General features: G+C 73.2%; 23 protein-coding genes. 8 read left to right on the top strand and 15 right to left on the bottom strand.

From position 1 onward, the window contains the following. Window positions 1-2: 2 nt before the first annotated feature. Genes FN207_RS19095 through FN207_RS19070 form a run of 6 tightly spaced genes read left to right on the top strand, consistent with a single transcriptional unit; the run spans window position 3 to window position 3789 of the window. On the top strand, window positions 3-1556 hold the full coding sequence (locus FN207_RS19095) for an AMP-binding protein (protein WP_142460029.1): 1554 nt from the start codon (window positions 3-5) through the stop codon (window positions 1554-1556). Continuing rightward, window positions 1557-2012 (top strand): hypothetical protein, encoded by a 456-nt coding sequence (locus FN207_RS19090; RefSeq protein WP_142460028.1) that lies wholly within the window; start codon window positions 1557-1559, stop codon window positions 2010-2012. Further along, window positions 2009-2425, top strand: a complete 417-nt coding sequence (locus FN207_RS19085; RefSeq protein WP_221888284.1) for a MaoC family dehydratase — start codon at window positions 2009-2011, stop codon at window positions 2423-2425. Before FN207_RS19090 ends, FN207_RS19085 begins: the two co-directional genes overlap by 4 nt. Continuing rightward, window positions 2422-2844 (top strand): acyl-CoA thioesterase, encoded by a 423-nt coding sequence (locus FN207_RS19080; protein WP_142460027.1) that lies wholly within the window; start codon window positions 2422-2424, stop codon window positions 2842-2844. The genes FN207_RS19085 and FN207_RS19080 overlap by 4 nt, the downstream gene beginning before the upstream one ends. Beyond that, complete coding sequence (locus tag FN207_RS19075; RefSeq protein WP_142460026.1) at window positions 2841-3437, top strand: nuclear transport factor 2 family protein; 597 nt, start codon at window positions 2841-2843, stop codon at window positions 3435-3437. Before FN207_RS19080 ends, FN207_RS19075 begins: the two co-directional genes overlap by 4 nt. A 43-nt stretch (window positions 3438-3480) precedes the next feature. Further along, window positions 3481-3789, top strand: a complete 309-nt coding sequence (locus FN207_RS19070) for an EthD family reductase (protein ID WP_142460025.1) — start codon at window positions 3481-3483, stop codon at window positions 3787-3789. Window positions 3790-3851: 62 nt separating this feature from the next. Here FN207_RS19070 and FN207_RS19065 read toward each other — a convergent pair whose 3' ends face one another. The 6 genes from FN207_RS19065 to FN207_RS19040 all read right to left on the bottom strand — a co-directional run bounded on the left by FN207_RS19065 (window position 3852) and on the right by FN207_RS19040 (window position 9933). Further along, complete coding sequence (locus FN207_RS19065) at window positions 3852-4337, bottom strand: SRPBCC family protein (RefSeq protein ID WP_142460024.1); 486 nt, start codon at window positions 4335-4337, stop codon at window positions 3852-3854. Further along, window positions 4334-5374, bottom strand: a complete 1041-nt coding sequence (locus FN207_RS19060) for an LLM class flavin-dependent oxidoreductase (protein ID WP_142460023.1) — start codon at window positions 5372-5374, stop codon at window positions 4334-4336. The genes FN207_RS19065 and FN207_RS19060 overlap by 4 nt, the downstream gene beginning before the upstream one ends. A 159-nt stretch (window positions 5375-5533) precedes the next feature. Then, the gene (locus FN207_RS19055; RefSeq protein ID WP_142460022.1) at window positions 5534-5950 is read right to left on the bottom strand and encodes a nuclear transport factor 2 family protein; all 417 of its coding nucleotides are present in this window, start codon (window positions 5948-5950) and stop codon (window positions 5534-5536) included. A 19-nt stretch (window positions 5951-5969) separates the two neighbouring features. Beyond that, complete coding sequence (locus tag FN207_RS19050) at window positions 5970-6722, bottom strand: enoyl-CoA hydratase/isomerase family protein (RefSeq protein ID WP_142460021.1); 753 nt, start codon at window positions 6720-6722, stop codon at window positions 5970-5972. Beyond that, window positions 6722-8251, bottom strand: coding sequence for an AMP-binding protein (locus FN207_RS19045; protein WP_142460020.1), 1530 nt, complete (start codon window positions 8249-8251; stop codon window positions 6722-6724). Before FN207_RS19045 ends, FN207_RS19050 begins: the two co-directional genes overlap by 1 nt. After that, window positions 8248-9933: an FAD-binding protein gene (locus tag FN207_RS19040; RefSeq protein ID WP_221888283.1), complete on the bottom strand. Its 1686-nt coding sequence runs from the start codon at window positions 9931-9933 to the stop codon at window positions 8248-8250. The genes FN207_RS19045 and FN207_RS19040 overlap by 4 nt, the downstream gene beginning before the upstream one ends. A gap of 96 nt (window positions 9934-10029) precedes the next feature. Here FN207_RS19040 and FN207_RS19035 point away from each other — a divergent pair, with 96 nt between their 5' ends. After that, entirely contained in the window at window positions 10030-10548 is a 519-nt protein-coding gene (locus FN207_RS19035) for a pyridoxamine 5'-phosphate oxidase family protein (RefSeq protein ID WP_110907444.1), read from the top strand. Window positions 10549-10582: 34 nt separating this feature from the next. Further along, window positions 10583-11152, top strand: coding sequence for a nuclear transport factor 2 family protein (locus FN207_RS19030; protein WP_142460019.1), 570 nt, complete (start codon window positions 10583-10585; stop codon window positions 11150-11152). A 312-nt stretch (window positions 11153-11464) separates the two neighbouring features. Here the strand turns inward: FN207_RS19030 and FN207_RS19025 are convergent, their stop codons facing one another. The 9 genes from FN207_RS19025 to FN207_RS18985 all read right to left on the bottom strand — a co-directional run bounded on the left by FN207_RS19025 (window position 11465) and on the right by FN207_RS18985 (window position 19181). Then, on the bottom strand, window positions 11465-12004 hold the full coding sequence (locus FN207_RS19025; protein ID WP_142460018.1) for a cupin domain-containing protein: 540 nt from the start codon (window positions 12002-12004) through the stop codon (window positions 11465-11467). A gap of 35 nt (window positions 12005-12039) precedes the next feature. Further along, window positions 12040-12570 (bottom strand): pyridoxamine 5'-phosphate oxidase family protein, encoded by a 531-nt coding sequence (locus tag FN207_RS19020; RefSeq protein ID WP_142460017.1) that lies wholly within the window; start codon window positions 12568-12570, stop codon window positions 12040-12042. Between the two features lie 87 nt (window positions 12571-12657). Beyond that, window positions 12658-13443 (bottom strand): enoyl-CoA hydratase/isomerase family protein, encoded by a 786-nt coding sequence (locus FN207_RS19015; RefSeq protein WP_142460016.1) that lies wholly within the window; start codon window positions 13441-13443, stop codon window positions 12658-12660. Next, the gene (locus FN207_RS19010) at window positions 13436-14263 is read right to left on the bottom strand and encodes an amidohydrolase family protein (protein ID WP_142460015.1); all 828 of its coding nucleotides are present in this window, start codon (window positions 14261-14263) and stop codon (window positions 13436-13438) included. The genes FN207_RS19015 and FN207_RS19010 overlap by 8 nt, the downstream gene beginning before the upstream one ends. Beyond that, on the bottom strand, window positions 14260-15012 hold the full coding sequence (locus FN207_RS19005) for an SDR family NAD(P)-dependent oxidoreductase (protein ID WP_142460014.1): 753 nt from the start codon (window positions 15010-15012) through the stop codon (window positions 14260-14262). The genes FN207_RS19010 and FN207_RS19005 overlap by 4 nt, the downstream gene beginning before the upstream one ends. Continuing rightward, window positions 15009-16256 carry a CaiB/BaiF CoA transferase family protein gene (locus FN207_RS19000; protein WP_221888282.1) on the bottom strand — a complete coding sequence of 416 codons (1248 nt, stop codon included), beginning with the start codon at window positions 16254-16256 and terminating at the stop codon, window positions 15009-15011. Before FN207_RS19000 ends, FN207_RS19005 begins: the two co-directional genes overlap by 4 nt. Then, a complete protein-coding gene (locus FN207_RS18995) occupies window positions 16253-17725 on the bottom strand; it encodes an aldehyde dehydrogenase family protein (protein WP_142460013.1) in 1473 nt (490 codons plus the stop codon). The genes FN207_RS19000 and FN207_RS18995 overlap by 4 nt, the downstream gene beginning before the upstream one ends. Continuing rightward, on the bottom strand, window positions 17722-18237 hold the full coding sequence (locus FN207_RS18990; protein WP_142460012.1) for a MaoC family dehydratase: 516 nt from the start codon (window positions 18235-18237) through the stop codon (window positions 17722-17724). Before FN207_RS18990 ends, FN207_RS18995 begins: the two co-directional genes overlap by 4 nt. Window positions 18238-18239: 2 nt before the next feature. After that, the gene (locus tag FN207_RS18985) at window positions 18240-19181 is read right to left on the bottom strand and encodes an HpcH/HpaI aldolase/citrate lyase family protein (protein WP_142460011.1); all 942 of its coding nucleotides are present in this window, start codon (window positions 19179-19181) and stop codon (window positions 18240-18242) included. Between the last annotated feature and the right edge of the window lie 3 nt (window positions 19182-19184).

The following is a 19184-nucleotide window of genomic DNA, read 5'->3' as shown; positions in this document are numbered from 1 at the left end:
TCGTGAACCAGGGCCTCGTCCCCGCCAAGTGGGCCGCGCTGACCCCGCGCGCCGAAGCGATCATCGACGTCCCCAACAGCCGCCGGATGACCTACGCGGAGTTCGACTCCCTGGTGCGGCGGGCGGCCAACGGCCTGCGCGGCCTCGGCCTGGAGAAGGGCGACCGCTTCGCCGTCCTGTCGCGCAACTGCGCGGAGTACATGGCGCTCTACTACGCCGCCGGCCGGGCCGGGCTGGTGCTGCAGCCGCTGAACTGGCGGCTGGCCGGCCAGGAGCTGTCCACCATCGTCCGCGACGCCGCCCCCAGGGCGGTCATCAGCGCCGACGAGTGGGCCGAGACCGTCGAGCAGCTGCAGCGCGACGTCGACGTGCCGAACTGGCTGCAGTTCGGCGAGAAGAGCGACGGCTCGTTCGTGCGGATGGTCGAGGCCGCCAGTGACGACGAGCCGGTGTGGACCACGCAGGCCCTCGACGACGACCCGTTCTTCATCCTCTACACCGGCGGCACCACCGGGAAGAGCAAGGGTGCGCTGCACACCCACCGCAGCACGGGGGCGATGATGCTGGCGCAGACGGTGGCCGAGCGGATCGTGCCCAGCGACGTCTACATGCTGACCGGGCAGCTGTACCACATCCCCACGGTGCTGGCGATGAACTACAACCGGCACGGCTGCCCGCTGGTGCTGGTGAACTTCGAGGCCCAGCAGGCGCTGGAGATCATCCAGGAGGAGCGGGTCTCGGCCTTCCTCGGCATCACCACGATGATCAACTGGATGATGGCCGTGCCGGGCTTCGCGGGCTACGACCTCTCGAGCCTGCGCAACTTCCAGTACGGCGGCGGGCCGATGCCCTCCTCCGTCGTGCGCGCGGCGATGGACGCGTTCCCCTGCACGATGATCCAGGGGTACGGCCAGACCGAGGGTGCCGGCATGACCTTCCTGTCTCAGGAGGACCACATCCGCGCGGTCGCCGGCGACCACCCCGAGCGGCTGCGCTCCTGCGGCCGGGAGGGCTTCACCGCGCAGATCCGGGTGGTCGACGAGTACGGCCGCGACGTGCCGCAGGACGGCCGCACCGCCGGGCAGATCGTCGTCCGCGGCGAGCAGAACATGATCGGCTACCTCAACCAGCCCGAGCTCACCGCCCAGACCATCCGCGACGGCTGGATGTGGACCGGCGACATGGCCACCTGGGACGAGGACCGCTACGTCTTCATCGTCGACCGGGCCAAGGACATGATCATCTCCGGCGGCGAGAACATCTACTCGGTGCAGGTCGAGGAGGCCATCAACCAGCACCCCGCCGTCCTGGAGTGCGCCGTCTTCGGCGTTCCGGACGAGGAGTGGGGCGAGTCGGTGAAGGCGGTCGTCGTGCTCAAGCCCGGCACCGAGGCGACCGAGCAGGACATCATCGACGAGGCGAAGAAGCACCTGGCGAGCTACCAGAAGCCGCGCTCGGTCGACTTCGTCGCCCAGCTGCCCAAGGCGCCCACCGGCAAGATCCTCAAGCGCGAGCTGCGGCAGCCCCACTGGGCCGACCGCGACCGGGGGGTCTGAGTGGCCTTCGCGGAGGCCGACCTGCAGACCGTCGTCGGCCGCCGGTTCCCCGGCGGGGAGTACACCGTCTCCCCGTGGCGCGCCTGGCTGCTCGCCGACACCGTGCTCGCCGAGCCGCCGTCGCTGCTCGACGACGGCGAGCGGACCGCGCACCCGCTGTTCGCCTGGATGGCCGCCACCGGCGCCATGGGCACCACCTGGGACGAGCTGTTCGCCTGGTTCGGGGCGACGGCCGCCGACGGGCCGGTCTTCGGCGAGCACGAGACGACGCTGCACCGGCCGCTGCGGATCGGCGCCACCTACCGGGTGAGCGGCGGGATCGAGTCCGCCGAGCGCAAGGTCGGCCGGCGCACCGGCGTGTTCGACGTCGTCGGCTACGCCATGGACCTGCACGACGGCGGGACCCACGTGGCCCGCTGCTGGAACTCCATCGTCTTCCCCCGGAGGGACGCGTGAGCACCTCCACGGTCGAGGTCGGCACCCAGCTCCCCGCCTACGACGTCCCCTCGGTGAGCGCCGAGAAGATGAAGACGATGGCGGCGCTGCTGTCCGACCCGACGCCGATCCACTGGGACGTCGCCACCCTGCAGGCGCTGGGCATGGGCGACCGGCCGGTCAACCAGGGCCCGCTGAACATGGGCTACGTCATGAACGCCGTCACCGCCTGGGCGGGTGGGCCGGAGTCGCTGCGCCGGCTGCGGGTGCGCTTCCTGGGCACGGTGCTCGCCGGGCAGCACCTGCGGGTGCGGGGCACGGTGAGCGGGCTGCGCGAGGAGGACGGCGCGCGGTTGGCCGACTGCGACGTCGTCCTCGAGGTGGTCGACGGGGACGCGGTCGTCTCCGGCACCGCGACGGTGGTGCTCGCGTGACCCACGCACCCCTCCGCTTCCAGTTGGCCTACGGCGACTGCGACGTCGTCGGCATCGCCTACTTCGCCATCTACTACCCGTGGATGGAACGCGCCCAGACGCTGTGGCTGCACTCCCACGGCCTGCGCAGCGGCGAGCTCGTCGAGGACCTCGGCATCCTCACCGTCGGCGTGCACTCGGAGTGCACCTACCGGCAGATGGTGCGGGTCTTCGACGAGCTGACCATCGAGATCACCCTCGACCGGGTCGGGACGTCGTCGTACACGCTCGGCTTCGACTTCGTCCGCGACGGCTCGGTGGTCACCCACGGCGCGATGACCTTCGTGTGCCGCACGCCCGAGGGCGGCAAGGCGGCGATCCCCGAGCGGCTGATGGCGGTCCTGCGCACGCTGCCCACGCCCGCCGAGGTGCCGGCATGACGCTCGACCTGCCGGCGGTGACCGCGGACCTCACCACGGTCCACCCGCTGCCCGCGGGGGACCTCCCCGCGCTCGCCGCCGCCGTGCGCGCCCAGGCCGACCGGCAGGCGATCGCCGACCTCGGCGTGCTCTACGCCCGCGCCGTCGACGACCACGACCTCGACGCCGTCGTGGCGATGTACACCGGCGACGGCGTCTTCGAGCGGCGCGGCGTGGCCGCCACCGGGCCGGACGAGATCCGCGCCGCCTACGTCGAGTCCTTCACGACCTACCGGACGATGCTGCACACCCCGCACCCCGGCGTGGTGCGCCTGCACGGCGACGGGACGGCGTCGGGCTGGTCGCACGGGCACGCCGAGCTGGCCACCCGCAGCACGCTGGTGCTCGCCTCCTACCGCTACGAGGACGACTACCGCTGCCAGGGCGGCCGGTGGCTGTTCGCCCGCCGCTCGATCACCTTCATGTACGCCGTCCCGGCCGACCAGTTGGCCGGGAGCTTCGGCTCGGTCGAGCGGATCCGCTGGCCGCGGACCGCGCCGGAGGCCGCGGACTACCCGGAGAGCTCCCCCACCTGGGAGACGTACCGGAGCTGAGCTACCGGGGCGCCGAGGCCCCGGAGGAGGAGACGGAGGACCCGTGTACCGAGTCGTCGTGAACTACCACCACCCCGAGGACCCGAAGGCCTTCCTCGAGTACTACCGCACCACGCACGCACCGCTGGCCAAGAACCTACCCGGCGTGTCCGCGTACACCTGGGGCGTGGCCGAGACCCTCGACGGGTCGCAGCCGCCGTTCTTCGTCACCGCCGCCCTCGACTGGCCGTCGAAGGAGGCCGCCCTGGCCGACCTCGGCTCCGCGGAGGGTCAGGCGGCGTCGGCGGACATGGCGAACTTCGCGCAGGCCGGCGCCACGATGTACGCCGTCGACCTGGAGACCGTCGTCTGACCCGTGCACCTCCGCGGATGTGCACCGGGCACATCCGCGGAGGTGCACGCGTCGGGGGCGGTTCAGGCTCCGGCGGCCCGTTCCTCGGCCAGCTGCCTGATGCCCTCGACGGTGCGCTGCATGTTCGCCCGGTGCTCGGCCAGCCGGCGGGCGACGATGCGCTCCTCCTTGTCGGGGTGCGCCTCGATGGCGGGCGTCAGACCCGAGGGCGCGGGGCCCATGCGCATCCACTGCCGCAGCCGCGTGCCGGGGCCGGCAGGCGTCAGGGTGAAGCGCCACGAGGCGGACGGGTGAGCCGGGTCGCCGACCACCCACTCGAAGAGCCGTTCGGGCTCGCGGGCGACGACGGTGCACGTCGTCTCCCACGTCCCGGCCGCCGGATGGGAGCTGCGGCCGACGAAGCGCCGCGCGTCGATCCAGCGCACCTCGTGCAGCTCCTCGGAGAACCGCACCGGCGTGGTGACGTCGCTGACCAGTGGCCACACCACCGCCGGAGGTGCGTCGACGTGGACGTCGACCTCGACCGTGGGGCCGTCGGCGTACCTCACGGCCGGCCGGTCCCGTGCCCGACGGGCTCGGCGCACAGCTCCAGCAGCGCGCCGAGAGTGCCCAGCCGCTCCTCGAGGGTGCCGGTGAGCTTGGCCTGCAGGGTGCTCACCCCGGCGGCGCGGTACAGCGCGATCCGCTCCCGCACCACCTCCGGCGGGCCGAGCAGGTTGGTGCGCCGGCCCAGGTCGACCGGCACCCGGTCGGCGGCCTCCTCGCGCCGGCCGGACAGCCACAGCTCCTGGACGGCGCGGACGTCCTCGTCGTAGCCCTGCCGTGCGAAGGCGGCGTTGTAGAAGTTCTGCGTGCGGTTGCCCATCGCGCCGATCGTGAAGGCGTAGCCGCGGGCGTGCCGGCGGGCCGCGTCCTCCTCGTCGTCGGTGAACTCCACTCCGACCGGCACCACGACGTCCAGGTCGGCGACGGTCCGGCCGGCGCGGGCGGCGCCGGCCGCCAGCGGCTCGAGGAAGGCCGCGGCGGTCTCCGGCATGAAGGCGTTCGCCAGCCAGCCCTCGGCCAGCTCGCCGGTCAGCTCGAGGTTCCTGGGCCCCATCGCGGCCAGGTAGACCGGCACCGGGGTCGGCGGGGCCGACGACCGGATCGCCCGGCCGGCGCTGTCGGGCAGCGGCAGCGGGTACACCGTCCCCTCGTGGACCAGCCGGTCCCCGGCGGTGACGGTGCGCAGGATCTCGATCGTCTCCCGGGTCATCGCCAGCGGGGCACCGAACCGGACGCCGTGCCAGCCCTCCATCACCTGCGGGCCGCTGGTGCCCACCCCCAGCAGGAACCGGCCGCCGGACAGCGCCTGCATCGACATCGCCGTCATCGCCAGCAGCGCCGGGGTCCGCGCACCGAGCTGGGCGATGCCGGTGGCCAGCCGGATCCGGCTGGTCCGGGCGGCGAGGAAGGCCAGCGGGGTGAACGCGTCGTGGCCCCAGGCCTCGGCCACCCACACCGAGTCCGCGCCGAGACGCTCGGCCTCGGCCACGAAGGTCAGGTCGTCCTCGTCGACCCCGCTGACGGCGACCCCGATCCGCATCGCTGCCCTCCGTCCCGGCACACCCACCGCCTCGACGCCGCGCCGGAACACGTCCGCTCCGACGTCGGACCGACCGTAGCGGCGGCCGCGCCGCTCAGGGGCCGGCGGGGCCGCGACCGGTCGTACCTGCCGGGCGGGTCGACCATCCCGCCAGCCGGCTCACGGCATGCGCACCTCTCCGCCGAGGGCGGTGACGAGCACGATCGGGTCGAAGAACTCGGCCAGCCGGGTGATCCGGCCGTCGTGGACGCTGAACCGCGAGATGTAGGTGTTGCGGTAGGGCCGGCCGGTGGTGAGCACGCGGGTGTCGCTCGTGTACTCGGCCACGAACTCGCCGGGCCGGTCGGCCAGCGCGTCGATCCGGTAGTCGGAGAAGCCCATCGGGTCCATCAGGCCCTCCGGGTACACCTTCATCGCCTCGCTGCGCCCCTGCGACACCTTCGGGAAGCCGGGCGGGGCGTAGGGCAGGACCAGCTCGACGTCGTCGGCGAAGGTCGCCTCGATGGCCTGCAGGTCCAGCCGGCCGACGGCGTCCAGGTAGGCCACGACGACGGCGCGGCCCTCGGGTTCGGTCATGTCTCCTCCTCGGGTGGGATCAGCGGCCGCGAGCGGCCCGGAAGGCGGTGACGGCGTCCCGGTGCTCCGGGGTGCCGAACAGCAGCGCGATGGCCTCGACCGACTCGTTGAACCCGCCGACGGCGTCGCGGTTGACGAAGGCCTTGCCGACCCGCACGGCCAGCGTCGAGTGCGCGGCCATCTCGGCGGCGAGCGCGACGGCGGCCGGCAGCAGCTCCTCGTCGGGGTGCACCTCCTGCACCAGCCCGGCCCGCTCGGCGCGCGCGGCGTCGACGACCCGGCCGGTGAGGGCGAGGTAGCGGGTCCAGTGCCGGCCCAGGACGTCGGGCCCGCGCACGATGCCGTAGCCGGGCATCAGGCCGACGGTCGCCTCCTTGAACGAGAAGCGCGCCGACTCCGCGGCCAGGACGACGTCGCAGGCCAGCGCCAGCTCGGTCCCGCCGCCGTAGGCCAGCCCGTTCACCGCGGCGACCACCGGGACGGCGCACCGCTCGACCGCGGAGAAGGCGTCGTAGACCAGCTTCAGGTGCGGCCGGACCCGGGTCACGTCACCGGCCAGCCCGGCGAACATGTCGATGTCCCCGCCGGCGGAGAAGGCCCGGCCCGAGCCGGTGAGCACCACCGCGCGCACGTCGTCGTCGACGCCGATCGTGCCCATGACCTCGACCAGTTCGCGGAACCAGGTCTGGTCCATCGCGTTGAGCTTCTCCGGCCGGCTCATGGTGAGGACGGCGACGCCGGGCTCGGGGTCGGTGCGGGTGAAGCGCTCCATCAGCGGGCCTCCCGGTCCCAGGTGCCGGGCGGGACGCCGTCGGCGCGCAGCTTGTACTTCTCCACCCGCTGGCTGGGCGTCAGCGGCAGGGCGTCAAGGACCCGCACGTAGCGCGGGACGGCGAAGGAGGTGAGCCCGCGCCGGCAGTGCTCCACCAGCTCGGCGGGGTCGACGGTGGCGCCCTCGGCCGGGACGACGGCGATCGCCACGTCCTCCTCCGACAGCTCCGAGGGGAGGCCGTAGGCGGCGACGTGCGCCACCGACGGGTGCTCGGCGACGACCCGCTCGACCTCCCAGGAGGAGACGTTCTCCCCGCGCCGGCGGATGGTGTCCTTCATCCGGTCGAGGAAGGTGAGGAAGCCGTCGGCGTCGAGCACGCCGCGGTCGCCGGTGTGGAACCACAGGCCCCGCCAGCTGGCCGCCGTCGCCTCGGGGTTGCCGGCGTAGCCGTCGAACATCCAGCCGGCGTGCTTGGGCCGGACGACGATCTCCCCCGGTGTCCCCGCCGGCACCGGCTCGTCCCTCTCGTCGACGACGGCGACCGTGTAGTTGACCGACTCGCGCCCCGCGGTGCCGATGCGGCGGGCCGAGGGTGGCATGTCGCAGACGATCGACACCTCGGTGCTGCCGTAGATCTCGGTGAGCCGCACGCCGAAGCGCCGCTCGAAGGACTCGAAGACCTCCGGCGGGCACGGGGCGCCGAAGCCCACCCGCACCGGGTTGTCGGCGTCGTCGTCCCGGGGCGGCTGCTTGTGCAGGATGGACGTCATCGCGCCCTGGTAGTTGAACGCGGTGATCCCGTGGGCGCGGCAGGTGTCCCAGAACCGGCTGGCCGAGAAGGTGCGGTCGAGGACGAGGTCGGCGCCGGCCTCGGCGGCGGTCATCACGCTGCAGTAGCGGGCGTTGGAGTGGAACAGCGGGAAGACGCTGTAGAGCCGGTCGGCGGCGGTGTAGTCCATGAGCGCGACGGTGTGCCGGGTCAGGTTGACGTTGGCCCGGTGCGAGAGGACCGCGCCCTTGGGCGGGCCGGTGGTCCCCGAGGTGTAGAGGACGACGGCCGGCGCGGCGGGGTCGACCGGCGGCAGCGGCTCGGGTGCGGTGGCGAGCAGGTCGGCGAGGTCGACGTCGCCGCCGCCGCCGTGCACGACCAGCGTCCGGACCGTGCCGGGCGCGACCGCGCGGACGGCGTCGGTGAACTCGGCGTCGCAGACGACGACCGGCGCGCCGGAGTGCTCGAGCAGGTAGCGCAGCAGGGTCGGCCCGCTGGCCGGGTTCAGCGGCACCTCGACCAGGCCGGCGCGGGCCAGGCCGAACCAGACGGCGAGCGTGGCGACGCTGCTGCGCATGAGCACGCACACCCGGTCGCCGGGGCGCAGGCCGAGGGCCCGGAACCCGGCGGCGGCGCGGTCGGCGCGGGCGTCGAGGTCGCGCCAGGTCACCGGCTCGCCGGCCACCAGGGCGCCCGCGGCGGGCGTGGCACGGGCGGCGGCCGCGGCCAGCCAGTCCCCGATCGACGGCGCGACGGTCACGCGAGGGCCCCCGTGCGTGCCGGACCCGGGGTGGCGGCGGTGGCGGTCGCCGCGGCGGTGCGGCCGGCGCGGTAGCCGAAGACCAGCGCCGGGCCGAGCGTGCCCCCGGCCCCGCCGTAGACCATCCCGGTCGGCCCGGCCATCGCGTTGCCGGCGGCGAACAGCCCGGGCACGACGTTCCCGTCGACGTCGAGCACCGCGCCGTCGACGGTGGTCCGCGGGCCGCCCTTGGTGCCGAGCGTGCTGCTGAACACCTGCACCGCGTGGAACGGCCCGCGGGTGAGCGGACCGACCGTGCTCGCCGGGCCGTCGAGGCTCCGGTCCCCCAGGAAGCGGTCGTAGGCGCTGCGCCCGCGGCCGAAGTCGGGGTCCTCGGCGCGCTCGGCGGACGCGTTCCACCGCTGCACCGTGGCGACCAGCGCGTCGGCCGGCACGTCGATCAGCGCGGCCAGCTCCGCCAGGCTGCCGGCGCTGAAGACCCAGTCCGGCGGCGCCTCGCCCTCACCGCGGCCGAACCCGCCGTACGTCCGGGCGCAGGCGTCGTCCCAGACCAGCCAGCAGGGGTGGTTGCGGTAGTCGAGCGTGGCGGGGTCGAGCGTGTGGAAGGCACCGCCGAGGGCGTTGTAGTTGGCCGCCTCGTTGGTGAACCGGTGGCCGTCGCGGTTGACCAGGACCGAGCCGGGCAGCGTGCGCTCGCGGTTGACCAGGTACACCTCCTGCTCGCCCTGGATCGTCCGGCCGGGCAGCACGCACACCGGCGCCCACCAGGCCTCGCGCATCGTGCCGAGGGCCGCACCCACCCGCATCGCCATCCGCAGGCCGTCGCCGGTGTTGGTCGGCACGCTGGCCGGGTGGGCGATCGGCCCGCGGAGGAAGTCGCGCACCAGCCCGGCGTCCCACTCGAAGCCCCCGGTGGCCAGGACGACGCCGGACCGGGCACGGACCACCTCCGACCGCCCGTCCTGCTCCAGCCGCACGCCGGCCACCCGGCCGTCCTCCACGACGAGTTCGACGCCGCGGGCGCCGGTCACCGGCTCGATCCCGGCGTCGAGGCAGCCGCGCAGCAGCGCCGCGATCATCCCGCGGCCACCGCCCTCGAGGCCATCGGCGTCGCGCGCGGCGAGCACGTCGGGGGCGAGGACGCCGGTGCCGCCGCCCATCGGCGACTCGCTCACCGCCGTCCGCCGGACCGCCCCGACCATCCGGCCGGCCCACTCGCCCAGGCGGGGCACCGGGAAGAGCTCCGGCTCGACCGAGCGCCCGCCGCCGGGCTTCCCGCCGGGACGCTCGGGGTGGTAGTCGGGATAGGGCGCGATGAGCTGCAGCCGCAGGGGCGTGTCCGCCTCCAGCCACGCCACGAGCTCGCCGACGGTGTCGACGAACGCCTCCGCCATCTCGGGGAGGATGAGCCCGCGCGACAGCGAGCCGAGGTAGGCCAGACCCTCCTCACGCGAGTCGGGGATGCCGGCCCGGGCGGCGAGCGGGTTGGCCGGCAGCCAGGCCACCCCGCTGGACAGGCAGGTGGTCCCGCCGACCCGCGCGCCCTTCTCGAACAGGCCGACCGAGGCGCCGGCCTGCCCGCGGCCAGGGCGGCGGTCAGCCCGGCCGCTCCGGTTCCGAGGACCACGACGTCGAACTCCCCAGCGCCCATCCGAGCCCCTCCGCTCTTGACGGCCGAGCATGACCTGGCTCACTGTCTAGTCAACAATGCGAAACATGACAAGGTTTCCGAGCGGTCGGTCTCGACGGGCCGCCTCCGGACGGCCGGGAGGCACGGGATGAGCTCGCCCACGGACGCGGCGCGGCCCCAGGTCGGCGTGCGCGACATCGAGGACCTGCGCGGCACGCACCTCGCGCGCACCGACCAGGACGACCTGCTCGACGCCCAGACCGAGTGCACCGTCGCCTACACCTCGCGCGACGGCTGGCCGGCCGGGGTGGTCATGAGCTTCCTGCGCCGGGACGGCCGGTACTGGCTGACCGCGGTGGGCGGCCGCGACCACCTCGAGTCGCTGCGGCTCGACGGCCGGCTGACCCTCGTCATCGACAACCGCGGCACGGGGCTGCCCGGGCGCCGGATGCTCGCCGTCCAGGGCACCGTCGTCGTCCACGAGGACCGCGAGACCAAGGACTGGTTCTTCCCGGCGTTCGCCGAGCGCATGGCCGCCGACGACCCGGCCGCCTTCGTGCGGCTGCTCGACAGCCCGAACCGCGCGGTGCTCGAGGTGACGCCGACCGGCCGCCAGAAGAGCCACGACAGCCGCAAGATCGCCGGCAACGGCCGCGGTGGCCGCTGACCCCCGACCACCCCCCAGCAGACAGGACACCGCCATGACCGCCGTCTCCACTCCCCTGACCATCGAGCAGCGGCTCACCAGGGTCGAGGACCGCCAGGCCATCCAGGAACTGGGGATCCTCTACGGGTTCGTCATGGACGAGCGGGACGAGGCCGGCATCCGCCGGCTGTTCACCGACGACGCGACGCTCGACTCGCAGGACGGCGTCTTCTCCGCCGCCGGCATCGAGGACATCGTCACGACCTACCTGGGCCGGTTCGCCGCGCTCGGGCCGACCAACCACTACTCGCACGGCCACGTCGTCCGGTTCGGCGACGACCCAGACACCGCCACCGGGCTGCTCGCCGGGCACGCGGAGGTCGTGCGCAACGGCGTGGGCATGCAGGTCGCCCTGCGCTACAAGGACCGGTACCGCCGGGTGGACGGCGAGTGGCGCTTCGCCGCACGACTGATGTCCTACATGTACTACCTGCCCTCGACCGAGTACGCCGACGGCTTCGGCGCCCCCGACAGCGTGCGCGCCTACGGCGACCGCCGCCCCGCCGACTGGCCCGAGGCACTCTGCTCCCCCGACGGCAGCGCCTGGCTGCGCGACTGGATCTGACCGACCGCTCCCCGCCGGCGGCGCGACCGCGGATGGGCGGCAGGTGTCCGGGCCCGGCCTGGCCTCCTGCGGGAGATCGGCACCGCGCTGAGCGTCGAGAGCGAGTTCGGCTCCCGGTTCGACCTTCGGCTCGAACGACACGGCGAAGCTCGACGACGGGATCTCTGGCCGGTGTCGTTCGCGCTGGAGCGCTGGGACCCCGCGGTCGAGGAGGTCGTCGAGCTGGCGAGGGCCGCCACCTCCTGACCTCCACCCCGACGGGCAACGTCGGCAGTCGGGCCCGCACCGTGCGGCCGGACTGCCGGCGACCGGTCAGTCCCGCGTTCCCGTCGCCATGATGAAGGCGACCTTGCAGACCTCGGAGCTCCGGTTGCTCCACGCGTGGGCGTTGCCCGTCTGGACGACGACGTCCCCTTGCTTCAGCAGGGTCTCGTGCGTGTCCGTCACGCAGTGGACCTCACCGGAGAGGACGACGACCACGTCGACGGTGTCGGTCCGGTGGTGTCCCGGCGCGAGATCGCTCTCGTCGTCGTCGCCCCCTTCCTCCTCGTGACCGATCGCCTCCAGCGACTCCTCGTAGGAGCGCCCGGACCACTCCTCGTCCGGGGCGATCGAGCACATCCGGAACACCGCCGAGCCGGCGGGGGGCGTCAGCTCGATGCCCTCCGTCAGGCCGTCATCCGCGGAGATCCGGGTCGGCAGGCCGTTGAACCGCCAGATGTCGACGATCGTGAACGCCGGCGTCTCCAGTCTCCGGGACGCGTGATCGTCTTCGAGGACCGTGGACCGGCCGTCCCGGCCAGTGCCGTGCACGACGCGGCGGACCTGGAAGTCGGACTTCTTCTCGGTCATGCGGTCGGGGCCTCCCTCGGGAGCCGTGGAGGTGGTCACTTGTACATCTCGTCGAAGATCCCGGATGCGCCCGGCGTCATCGCGGCCATCTTGTTGCCGTCGTAGGTGATCTTCTTGCCGGGGGTGAACTCCAGGACGACCCGCTCCGGGATGTCGAGGACCTGCCGGAAGAACTCGATCCGCTCCGCGTTGCCCTCGCCGTTCATCTTCGCGGCGTAGTCGCGGAAGAACCACCCGGCGACCTCGGGGGCGTCGTGCGGGAGGACGCGCGTCGTCCCCTTGTACGTGACGGTCTTGCCGGTCCCCCCGGGCAGACCCGCGCTCGAGATGACGAGGCACGTCCGGGGGTCCCGGCGCACCGCCGCGACCCTGACCCGGTCCTCGGTGACCATCAACCAGATCCGGCCCCGGGCGGCGAGGTACATCATGATGACGCCGACCGGTTCGCCGGCCTTCGTCGTCCAGACGAAGGTGCACTCCTTCTGCCGGTCGAGGAGCCACTGCTCGTCGCTCTCGTCCAATGCGTAGTCGTGGAGGTCCCTGTAGCTGTCGAAATCCTCCGGCACCGCGACTCCTCGACGTCTCTACCAAGAGATCTGCACATGATGCGCAGGTTCATAGGTTAGGCGTGGGGTGACTCACGTCACAAGGGCTCAGGCGTCGGGGGCGGGGAACCGGGGACGGCGCTTCTCGAGGAACGCGGTCGCGCCCTCGGCCATGTCGGGGCTGCCGATCGCCTGGACGAGCATGCCCAGGCCGTTGGTGAAGGAGTCCCGCGCGGCGTTCCACCACACGTTGGAGCTCACCTTCGCGATCTCCAGGTACCGCGGCGAGAGGACGGCGAGCTCCTCCACCAGCGCGTCCACGGCCCCCACCAGCTCGTCGTCGGGGACGACGGCGTTGACCAGGCCGAGCTCCAGCGCCTGCGCGGCGGTGTAGCGCCGGCACAGGAACGCCATCTCCTTGGCCCGCTTCTCCCCGATCTGCACGCCGAGCACGTTGGTCGCGCCGGTGACCGGGGCGCTGCCCACCCGCGGGCCGGTCTGGCCGAACGTGGCCGACTCCCCCGCGATCGCCAGGTCGCAGGCGACGACGAGCTCGTTGCCCCCGCCGGCCGCGGGGCCGTTGACCGCGGCGATCACCGGGCGCGGGTGGTTGCGGACGGCGTCGAACAGCCGCAGCGAGGCCCGGTAGAGCCCGCGCATGTTCGTCACGTCCGGCGCCGACAGGTTGGTCAGTGCCCCGCCGGCGCAGAACGAGCCGGGCACCCCGGTGACGACGACGGCGCGGCTGCGGGTGCTGCCGTCGAGCGCCTCGACGATCGCCTCGGCCATCTCGGGGTCGTAGGCGTTGCGCCGGTCCGGACGGTTGAGGGTGATCCAGGTGGCGTCGCCGCGCTGGTCGACCAGGACGGGGGCGTCAGGAGCAGGGTCAGCCACGCGCGGCCTCCTGCGGCCCCGGCGCGGGCTCGCCCTCGGCGATGCCCATCAGCCGGGCGAAGTTGCCGCCGAGTATGCCGGCGGTGGTCTCCTCGTCGTAGCCCAGCGCGCGGATGGCGGCGATCTCGCGGGCGGGATCGGCCATCGGCCAGTCCGAGCCGAAGACGATGCGGTCGGCGCCGTGGCGGTCGATGATGGACCGCACCCGCTCGGGGGCGAGTTCGCCCATGGTCGGTGGCCACGACGTCTCGAGGTACACCGGCAGGCCCAGCAGCTCGGCCTCCGCCTCCTCCAGCCGGTGGTAGCCGCCGAAGTGGCAGGCCACGATCCGCAGGTCGGGGAACCGCCGGACGATGTCGCGGATCATGCCCGGCGTCGCCCGCTCGTTGCTCGCCCGGTCACCACCCGCGCCGACGTGCGCGATCACGGCGATCTCCGAGCCGAAGGCCTCCAGCAGGTCCCACACGCGGGGGTCGGAGTAGGCGAAGCCCTGGAACAGCGAGTGCAGCTTCACCCCGGGGATGCCGTTGCGGCGCAGCGAGGCCATGTTCTCGTCCACGGGCAGGTCCGGGTGCACGGTGCCGAAGCCGAGCAGGTTGCCCCCGCGGCTGCGCGCCACGAAGCGGTTGGTGCCGTCGACGTACTTGGCGGTGTCGGCGATGCCGAGCAGCACCCCGCGGTCGACGCCGGAGCGCTCCAGCACGCCGGGCAGCGTGGAGATCCTGCCGTCGCCGACCCGCGGCAGCTGCGGCACCCGCGGGCCCAGCGCCCGCTCGGCGAGCTGGTCGGGCCAGGCGTGGCAGTGCACGTCGATGATCACGGCTGTCCTCCGTCGACGGTGACGATCGAGCCGGTGGTGAACGACGACCAGTCCGACGCGAGGTAGAGCGCGGTCCCCACGACCTCCGACGGCTGCCCGCCGCGGCCGAGCGCGAAGGTCGCCGCGCGGCGGCCGAAGGCCTCCATGTCCCAGGCGGCCGACACGTCGGTGAGGAAGGTGCCACACATGATCGCGTTCACCCGGACCGTGGGCCCGAACGCGTGCGCCAGGCCCACGGTGATCGCGTTGAGACCGGCCTTGGCCGCGGCGTAGGGCACGATGTCGGCCCGCGGCCGCACCGCGCCGGTGCTCGACACGTTGATGATCGACCCGCCCCCGCCGGCCGCCATCCGGGTGCCCGCGAGCGCGGCCAGCCGGAACGGTCCCTTGAGGTTGACCCCGAGCACCTTGTCGAAGAGCACCTCGGAGACGTCGGCGACGGTGTCGTAGCGCGGGCTCATCCCGGCGTTGTTGACCAGGACGTCGAGGCGGCCGAACTCGCGGTGGACGGTGTCGACGAGCTCGTCGAGTCCCTCCCACCGGCCCACGTGCGCCGACACCGGCAGCGCGCGGCGCCCCGTCGCCTCCCGGACCTCGGCCGCGGTCTTCTCGCAGCTGGCGAGGTCGCGGCTGGCGACGACGACGTCGGCACCCGCGGCGGCCAGGCCGAGCACCATCTCCCGCCCCAGCCCGCGGCTGCCGCCGGTGACCAGCGCGACCTTCCCGGACAGGTCGACCGCGACGCTCATGCAGCGCGCACCGGGGTGGGCCCGACGACGTCGATGCTGCCCAGCCGGGTGATCTCGTCGGGCGCGAGGCCGAGCAGCCCGGTGAGCGCCGACTCGGTGTGCTGGCCGATCTCCGGGACGCCGTCGTAGACCGGCCCGGCGTAGCTGCCCATGTGCAGTACCGGCCCGGGCACCAACACCTTCCCCAGTGCCGTGCCGGCCAGCTCGACCAGCGTGCGCTCGCGGAAGTGCGGGTCCTCGACGATGTCCCGGGCGTCGTTGACCGGGGCGGCGACCACCTCGTGCGCGTCGAGGTCGGCGAGCACCTCCGCGCGCGGGCGCTGCGCCACCCAGGCGCTGACGTGCTGCTGCAGCTGGTCGTTGTTCGCCATCCGGGCGACGTTGGTCGCGTAGCGCGGGTCGTCCTTGAACTCCGGCCGGCCCATCGCGTCGAACAGCCGCAGCGCGATCGTCTGGTTGGACGCGGCGATCGACAGCCACTGCCCGTCGGCGGCCTGGTAGATGCCGCGCGGGGACGCCGAGCCCGAGCCGTTGCCCACCCGCTCCTGGATGAAGCCGGTGGCCGTGTAGTTCACGATCAGGTCGCCGAGGATGAACATCAGCGGCTCGTAGAGCGCCACGTCCACGACGTCGCCGCGGCCCGTGCGGGAGCGGTTGAACAGCGCCGTCGTGGTCCCGAACGCGGCCGACAGGCCGGCGATCGAGTCGGCGAACCCGAACGGCGGCGACGTCGGCGGGGTCTCGGGCCAGCCGTTGACGAACGCGTAGCCGCTGGCGGTCTCGGCCACGGTGCCGAAGCCCGGCCGCTCCCGGTAGGGGCCGGTCTGCCCGAAACCCGAGACGCGGGTGAGCACCAGGCCGGGGTTGTCGGCCGACAGCACGTCGTAGCCCAGCCCCCAGTCCTCCAGCCGCCCGGGCCGGAAGGACTCGACGACGACGTCCACCTTCGCGGCCAGCCGGCGCACCAGGTCGCGGCCCTCGGTCCGGCGCAGGTCGATGCCGATCGACTCCTTGCCGCTGTTGAGCCGGGCGAAGCCCAGCGACAGGCCCTCGTGCTGCGGCGTCCACTGACGGGCGAAGTCGCCGGTGCGGGGGTCCTCGACCTTGACCACGCGCGCGCCGAAGTCGCGCAGCATCCGGCCCGCCGTCGGGGCGGCGTACATCGTCCCCAGCTCGAGGACGGTGACCCCCGCCAGCGGCGGGGTGCCCGTGTCGGTCGTCATCTCGTTCCCCCTGGTGGTCACGGCCGCCACTGCACGTGCTGCGGCTCGAGGTACTCGCGGATGCCCCACTCGCCGATCTCGCGGCCGACGCCGGAGAGGCCGAAGCCACCGAAGGGCGCGTCGGGGCGCATGTTCCCCCCGCCGTTGACCCACACCGTGCCCGAGCGCAGCTTCGCCGCCAGGGCCCGGCCGTGCTCGACGTCGGGGGTGTAGACGTTGGCCGCCAGTCCGTACGCGGTGTCGTTGGCCAGCGCGATCGCCTCCTCCTCGGTGGAGAAGGGGACGACGACGCCGACCGGTCCGAACACCTCGTTCTGCACGAGGCGGTTGTCGTGCGGCAGCCCGGCGAAGACCACCGGGTTGACGAAGAAGCCGCGGTCGGGGACCGGGGTGTCCAGCGACAGCACGATCTCCCCGCCGTCGGCGAGGCCGTTGTCGATGAACGACTGCACGCGCTGCCGGTGGTCCTCGCGGATCATCGGCCCGATGTTCACGGTGCGGTCCCACGGGTCGCCGACCCGGAGCGCGGTGAACGCCTCCTGCGAGGCGGCGAGGAAGTCGTCGACGAGGCTCTCGTGCACCAGCATCCGGGCCAGCGCCGCGCAGCCCTGGCCGCCGTTGCGCGCCCACCGCAGGTGGATGTCACGGGCGAGCGCGGTGACGTCGATGCCGGGCAGCAGGATGTTGGGCGACTTGCCGCCCAGTTCGAGGGTGACGCCCTTCAGCCCGCGCGCGGCCTGCTCCATGATCCGCGCGCCGACCGCGTCGGAACCGGTGAACGACACCCGGTCCACGCCGGGGTGGGTGGTCAGGTGCTGCCCGACCGAGGGCCCGTCACCGACGAGGACGTTGAGGACGCCGGCGGGGATGCCCGCCTCCTGGAACAGCTCCCCCATCCAGAGCGTGGTGAGCGGGGTGCGCGGGGAGGGCAGCAGCACGCAGGTGCACCCGGCCGCGAGCGCGGCGCCGAACTTGAAGACGGCGAGGTTGATCGGGTAGTTGTAGCCGGTGATGCAGGCCACGACCCCGGCCGGCCGGTAGGCCACCTCGGAGTAGCTGAGCACCGGGTCGTGCCAGGGCCCCAGCTGCACGGTCCGGTCCACCAGCGCCGCCTCGGCCTGCCAGCGCAGGTGGGCGATGCCCAGCCGCACCTGCATGACCTCGGCGAAGGCGGCCGGGGTGCCGACCTCGTTGACGATCGAGGCGGTGAGCCGCTCGACGTTGGCCTCGAAGACGTCGGCCAGCCGGGCGATGGCGGCACTGCGCTCCTGCGGGCTCGCCTCCGCCCACGCGGGGAAGGCGCGGCGGGCGGCGTCGACGGCGGCGTCGACCTGCTCGATCGTCGCCGTCGGCACGGTGGCCGTGACCTGCTCGGTGGCGGGGTTGACCGCCTCGATGACCGGCCCCTGCCCCGCGACCAGCCGGCCGCCGACGAGCAGCTCGCGGGTCGCCGGCACCCAGGTGCGCAGGTCGATGTCGGTGCTGGTCATGCCCGCTGCTCCTCGCTGACGGGGGTCGTGTCGCCCTGCACGGCCGGGTTCGACCCGCCGTGCTCCGGGCTCTTGGCCATGAGGCCGACGCGGGTGCACCGCATGATCAGATCGTCGTGCTGGTTGTAGCCACGGTGCTCGAACCAGACGATCCCGCTGTCGGTGCGGCTCTTGCTCTCCCGCTTGTCGAGGATCGTCGTCTCACCGCGCAGGGTGTCGCCGTGGAACACGGGGTGGGGGAACTCGACCTTGTCGTAGCCGAGGTTGCCCAGTGTGGTGCCGAAGGTCAGCTCCAGCACGTGGAAGCCGCCGACCAGCGCGAGGGTGAAGAGGCTGTTGAACAGCGGCCGGCCGTGGATGGTGCCCTTGGCGAACTCGTGGTCCAGGTGCAGCGGCTGGGTGTTCATCGTCAGCGACGTGAACAGGACGTTGTCGCTCTCGGTCACGGTGCGGGTGAACGGGTGCCGGTAGACCCGGCCGACCTCGAACTCCTCGAAGTACAGGCCTCGCACGGTCAGCGCCCTCCCTCGGGTGCGTCGATGGTGGGGACGGGTGCGCTCTGCGCACCCGGCAGCCGGGCACCCGGGAGCGAGCGGGCGTGGGCCAGCCAGTCGCGGGCGGTGTCGACGTGCGCCTTGTCGATGTGCACGCCCCGGTAGCGGACCGCCCCGGAGCCGGCCGCGGCCGCCGCCTGGTACGCGGCCACCAGCCCCTCGTGGAACTCGACCTCGTCGGCGGTGGGCGTGAACGCCTCGTTGACCACCGGCACGTGGCTCGGGTGGATGGCGATCATGCCGCGGAAGCCGAGCTGGCGGCCCTTCTCGGCGAAGGTCTTGAGGCCCACGAGGTCGTCGAGCCGCTCCCACAGGCCGGTCAGCGGGTGGATGCCCGCCTCGCGGCAGGCCAGCAGCACCCGGCTGCGCAGGTAGAGGGTCTCCTCCCCCTCCGGCGTCCACCGGTAGCCGACGGCGCGGGCGATGTCGGCGTGCTCGGCGGTGGGACCGATCATCGCGCCCACCCGCGGGGACGCCGTCGCGATCTCCCGGGCGTTCTGGATGGCCGCGACCATCTCCACCGGGACGATGTACTCCAGCCCCTCGACGCCGTTGCGCGCCTCGAAGTGGTCGAGCAGCGCGTCGTAGCGCAGCACGTCGGTCGCGGTGTTGATCTTGGGCGCGAAGACGCCGGTGAGCCCGGGGACGACGACGGCCTCGAGGTCGGCGCCGGTGAGCCGGGTGTCGAGCGGGTTGACCCGGACGAACAGGCCCACGCGGGGATCGCGCGCCCGGACGGCGCGGATCGACTCGGCGACGGTCGCGCGGGCGCCCGCCTTGAGGTCGGCGGGCACCGAGTCCTCGAGGTCGAGCACGACGCAGTCGGCGCCGGAGGCCAGGGCCTTGTCCATCCACTGCGGCTTGTGGCCCGGGACGAACAGGATCGAGCGGTAGGGCACCATCGC

The sequence above is a fragment of the Geodermatophilus aquaeductus genome, from assembly GCF_900182545.1.
In the GTDB taxonomy this organism is placed as follows: Bacteria; Actinomycetota; Actinomycetes; order Mycobacteriales; family Geodermatophilaceae; genus Geodermatophilus; species Geodermatophilus aquaeductus.
This window is presented reverse-complemented; position numbering and strand designations above follow the sequence as displayed.

What these genes read in the sequence shown, in the direction of transcription:
- FN207_RS19025 (WP_142460018.1), bottom strand. Translation starts at nt 12,004, where the DNA reads ATGACCGAGAAGAAGTCCGACTTCCAGGTCCGCCGCGTCGTGCACGGC.
- FN207_RS19055 (WP_142460022.1), bottom strand. Translation starts at nt 5,950, where the DNA reads ATGACCGAACCCGAGGGCCGCGCCGTCGTCGTGGCCTACCTGGACGCC.
- FN207_RS19060 (WP_142460023.1), bottom strand. Translation starts at nt 5,374, where the DNA reads ATGCGGATCGGGGTCGCCGTCAGCGGGGTCGACGAGGACGACCTGACC.
- FN207_RS19075 (WP_142460026.1), top strand. Translation starts at nt 2,841, where the DNA reads ATGACGCTCGACCTGCCGGCGGTGACCGCGGACCTCACCACGGTCCAC.
- FN207_RS18985 (WP_142460011.1), bottom strand. Translation starts at nt 19,181, where the DNA reads ATGGTGCCCTACCGCTCGATCCTGTTCGTCCCGGGCCACAAGCCGCAG.
- FN207_RS19050 (WP_142460021.1), bottom strand. Translation starts at nt 6,722, where the DNA reads ATGGAGCGCTTCACCCGCACCGACCCCGAGCCCGGCGTCGCCGTCCTC.
- FN207_RS19040 (WP_221888283.1), bottom strand. Translation starts at nt 9,933, where the DNA reads ATGCTCGGCCGTCAAGAGCGGAGGGGCTCGGATGGGCGCTGGGGAGTT.
- FN207_RS19035 (WP_110907444.1), top strand. Translation starts at nt 10,030, where the DNA reads ATGAGCTCGCCCACGGACGCGGCGCGGCCCCAGGTCGGCGTGCGCGAC.
- FN207_RS19005 (WP_142460014.1), bottom strand. Translation starts at nt 15,012, where the DNA reads ATGAGCGTCGCGGTCGACCTGTCCGGGAAGGTCGCGCTGGTCACCGGC.
- FN207_RS19030 (WP_142460019.1), top strand. Translation starts at nt 10,583, where the DNA reads ATGACCGCCGTCTCCACTCCCCTGACCATCGAGCAGCGGCTCACCAGG.
- FN207_RS18995 (WP_142460013.1), bottom strand. Translation starts at nt 17,725, where the DNA reads ATGACCAGCACCGACATCGACCTGCGCACCTGGGTGCCGGCGACCCGC.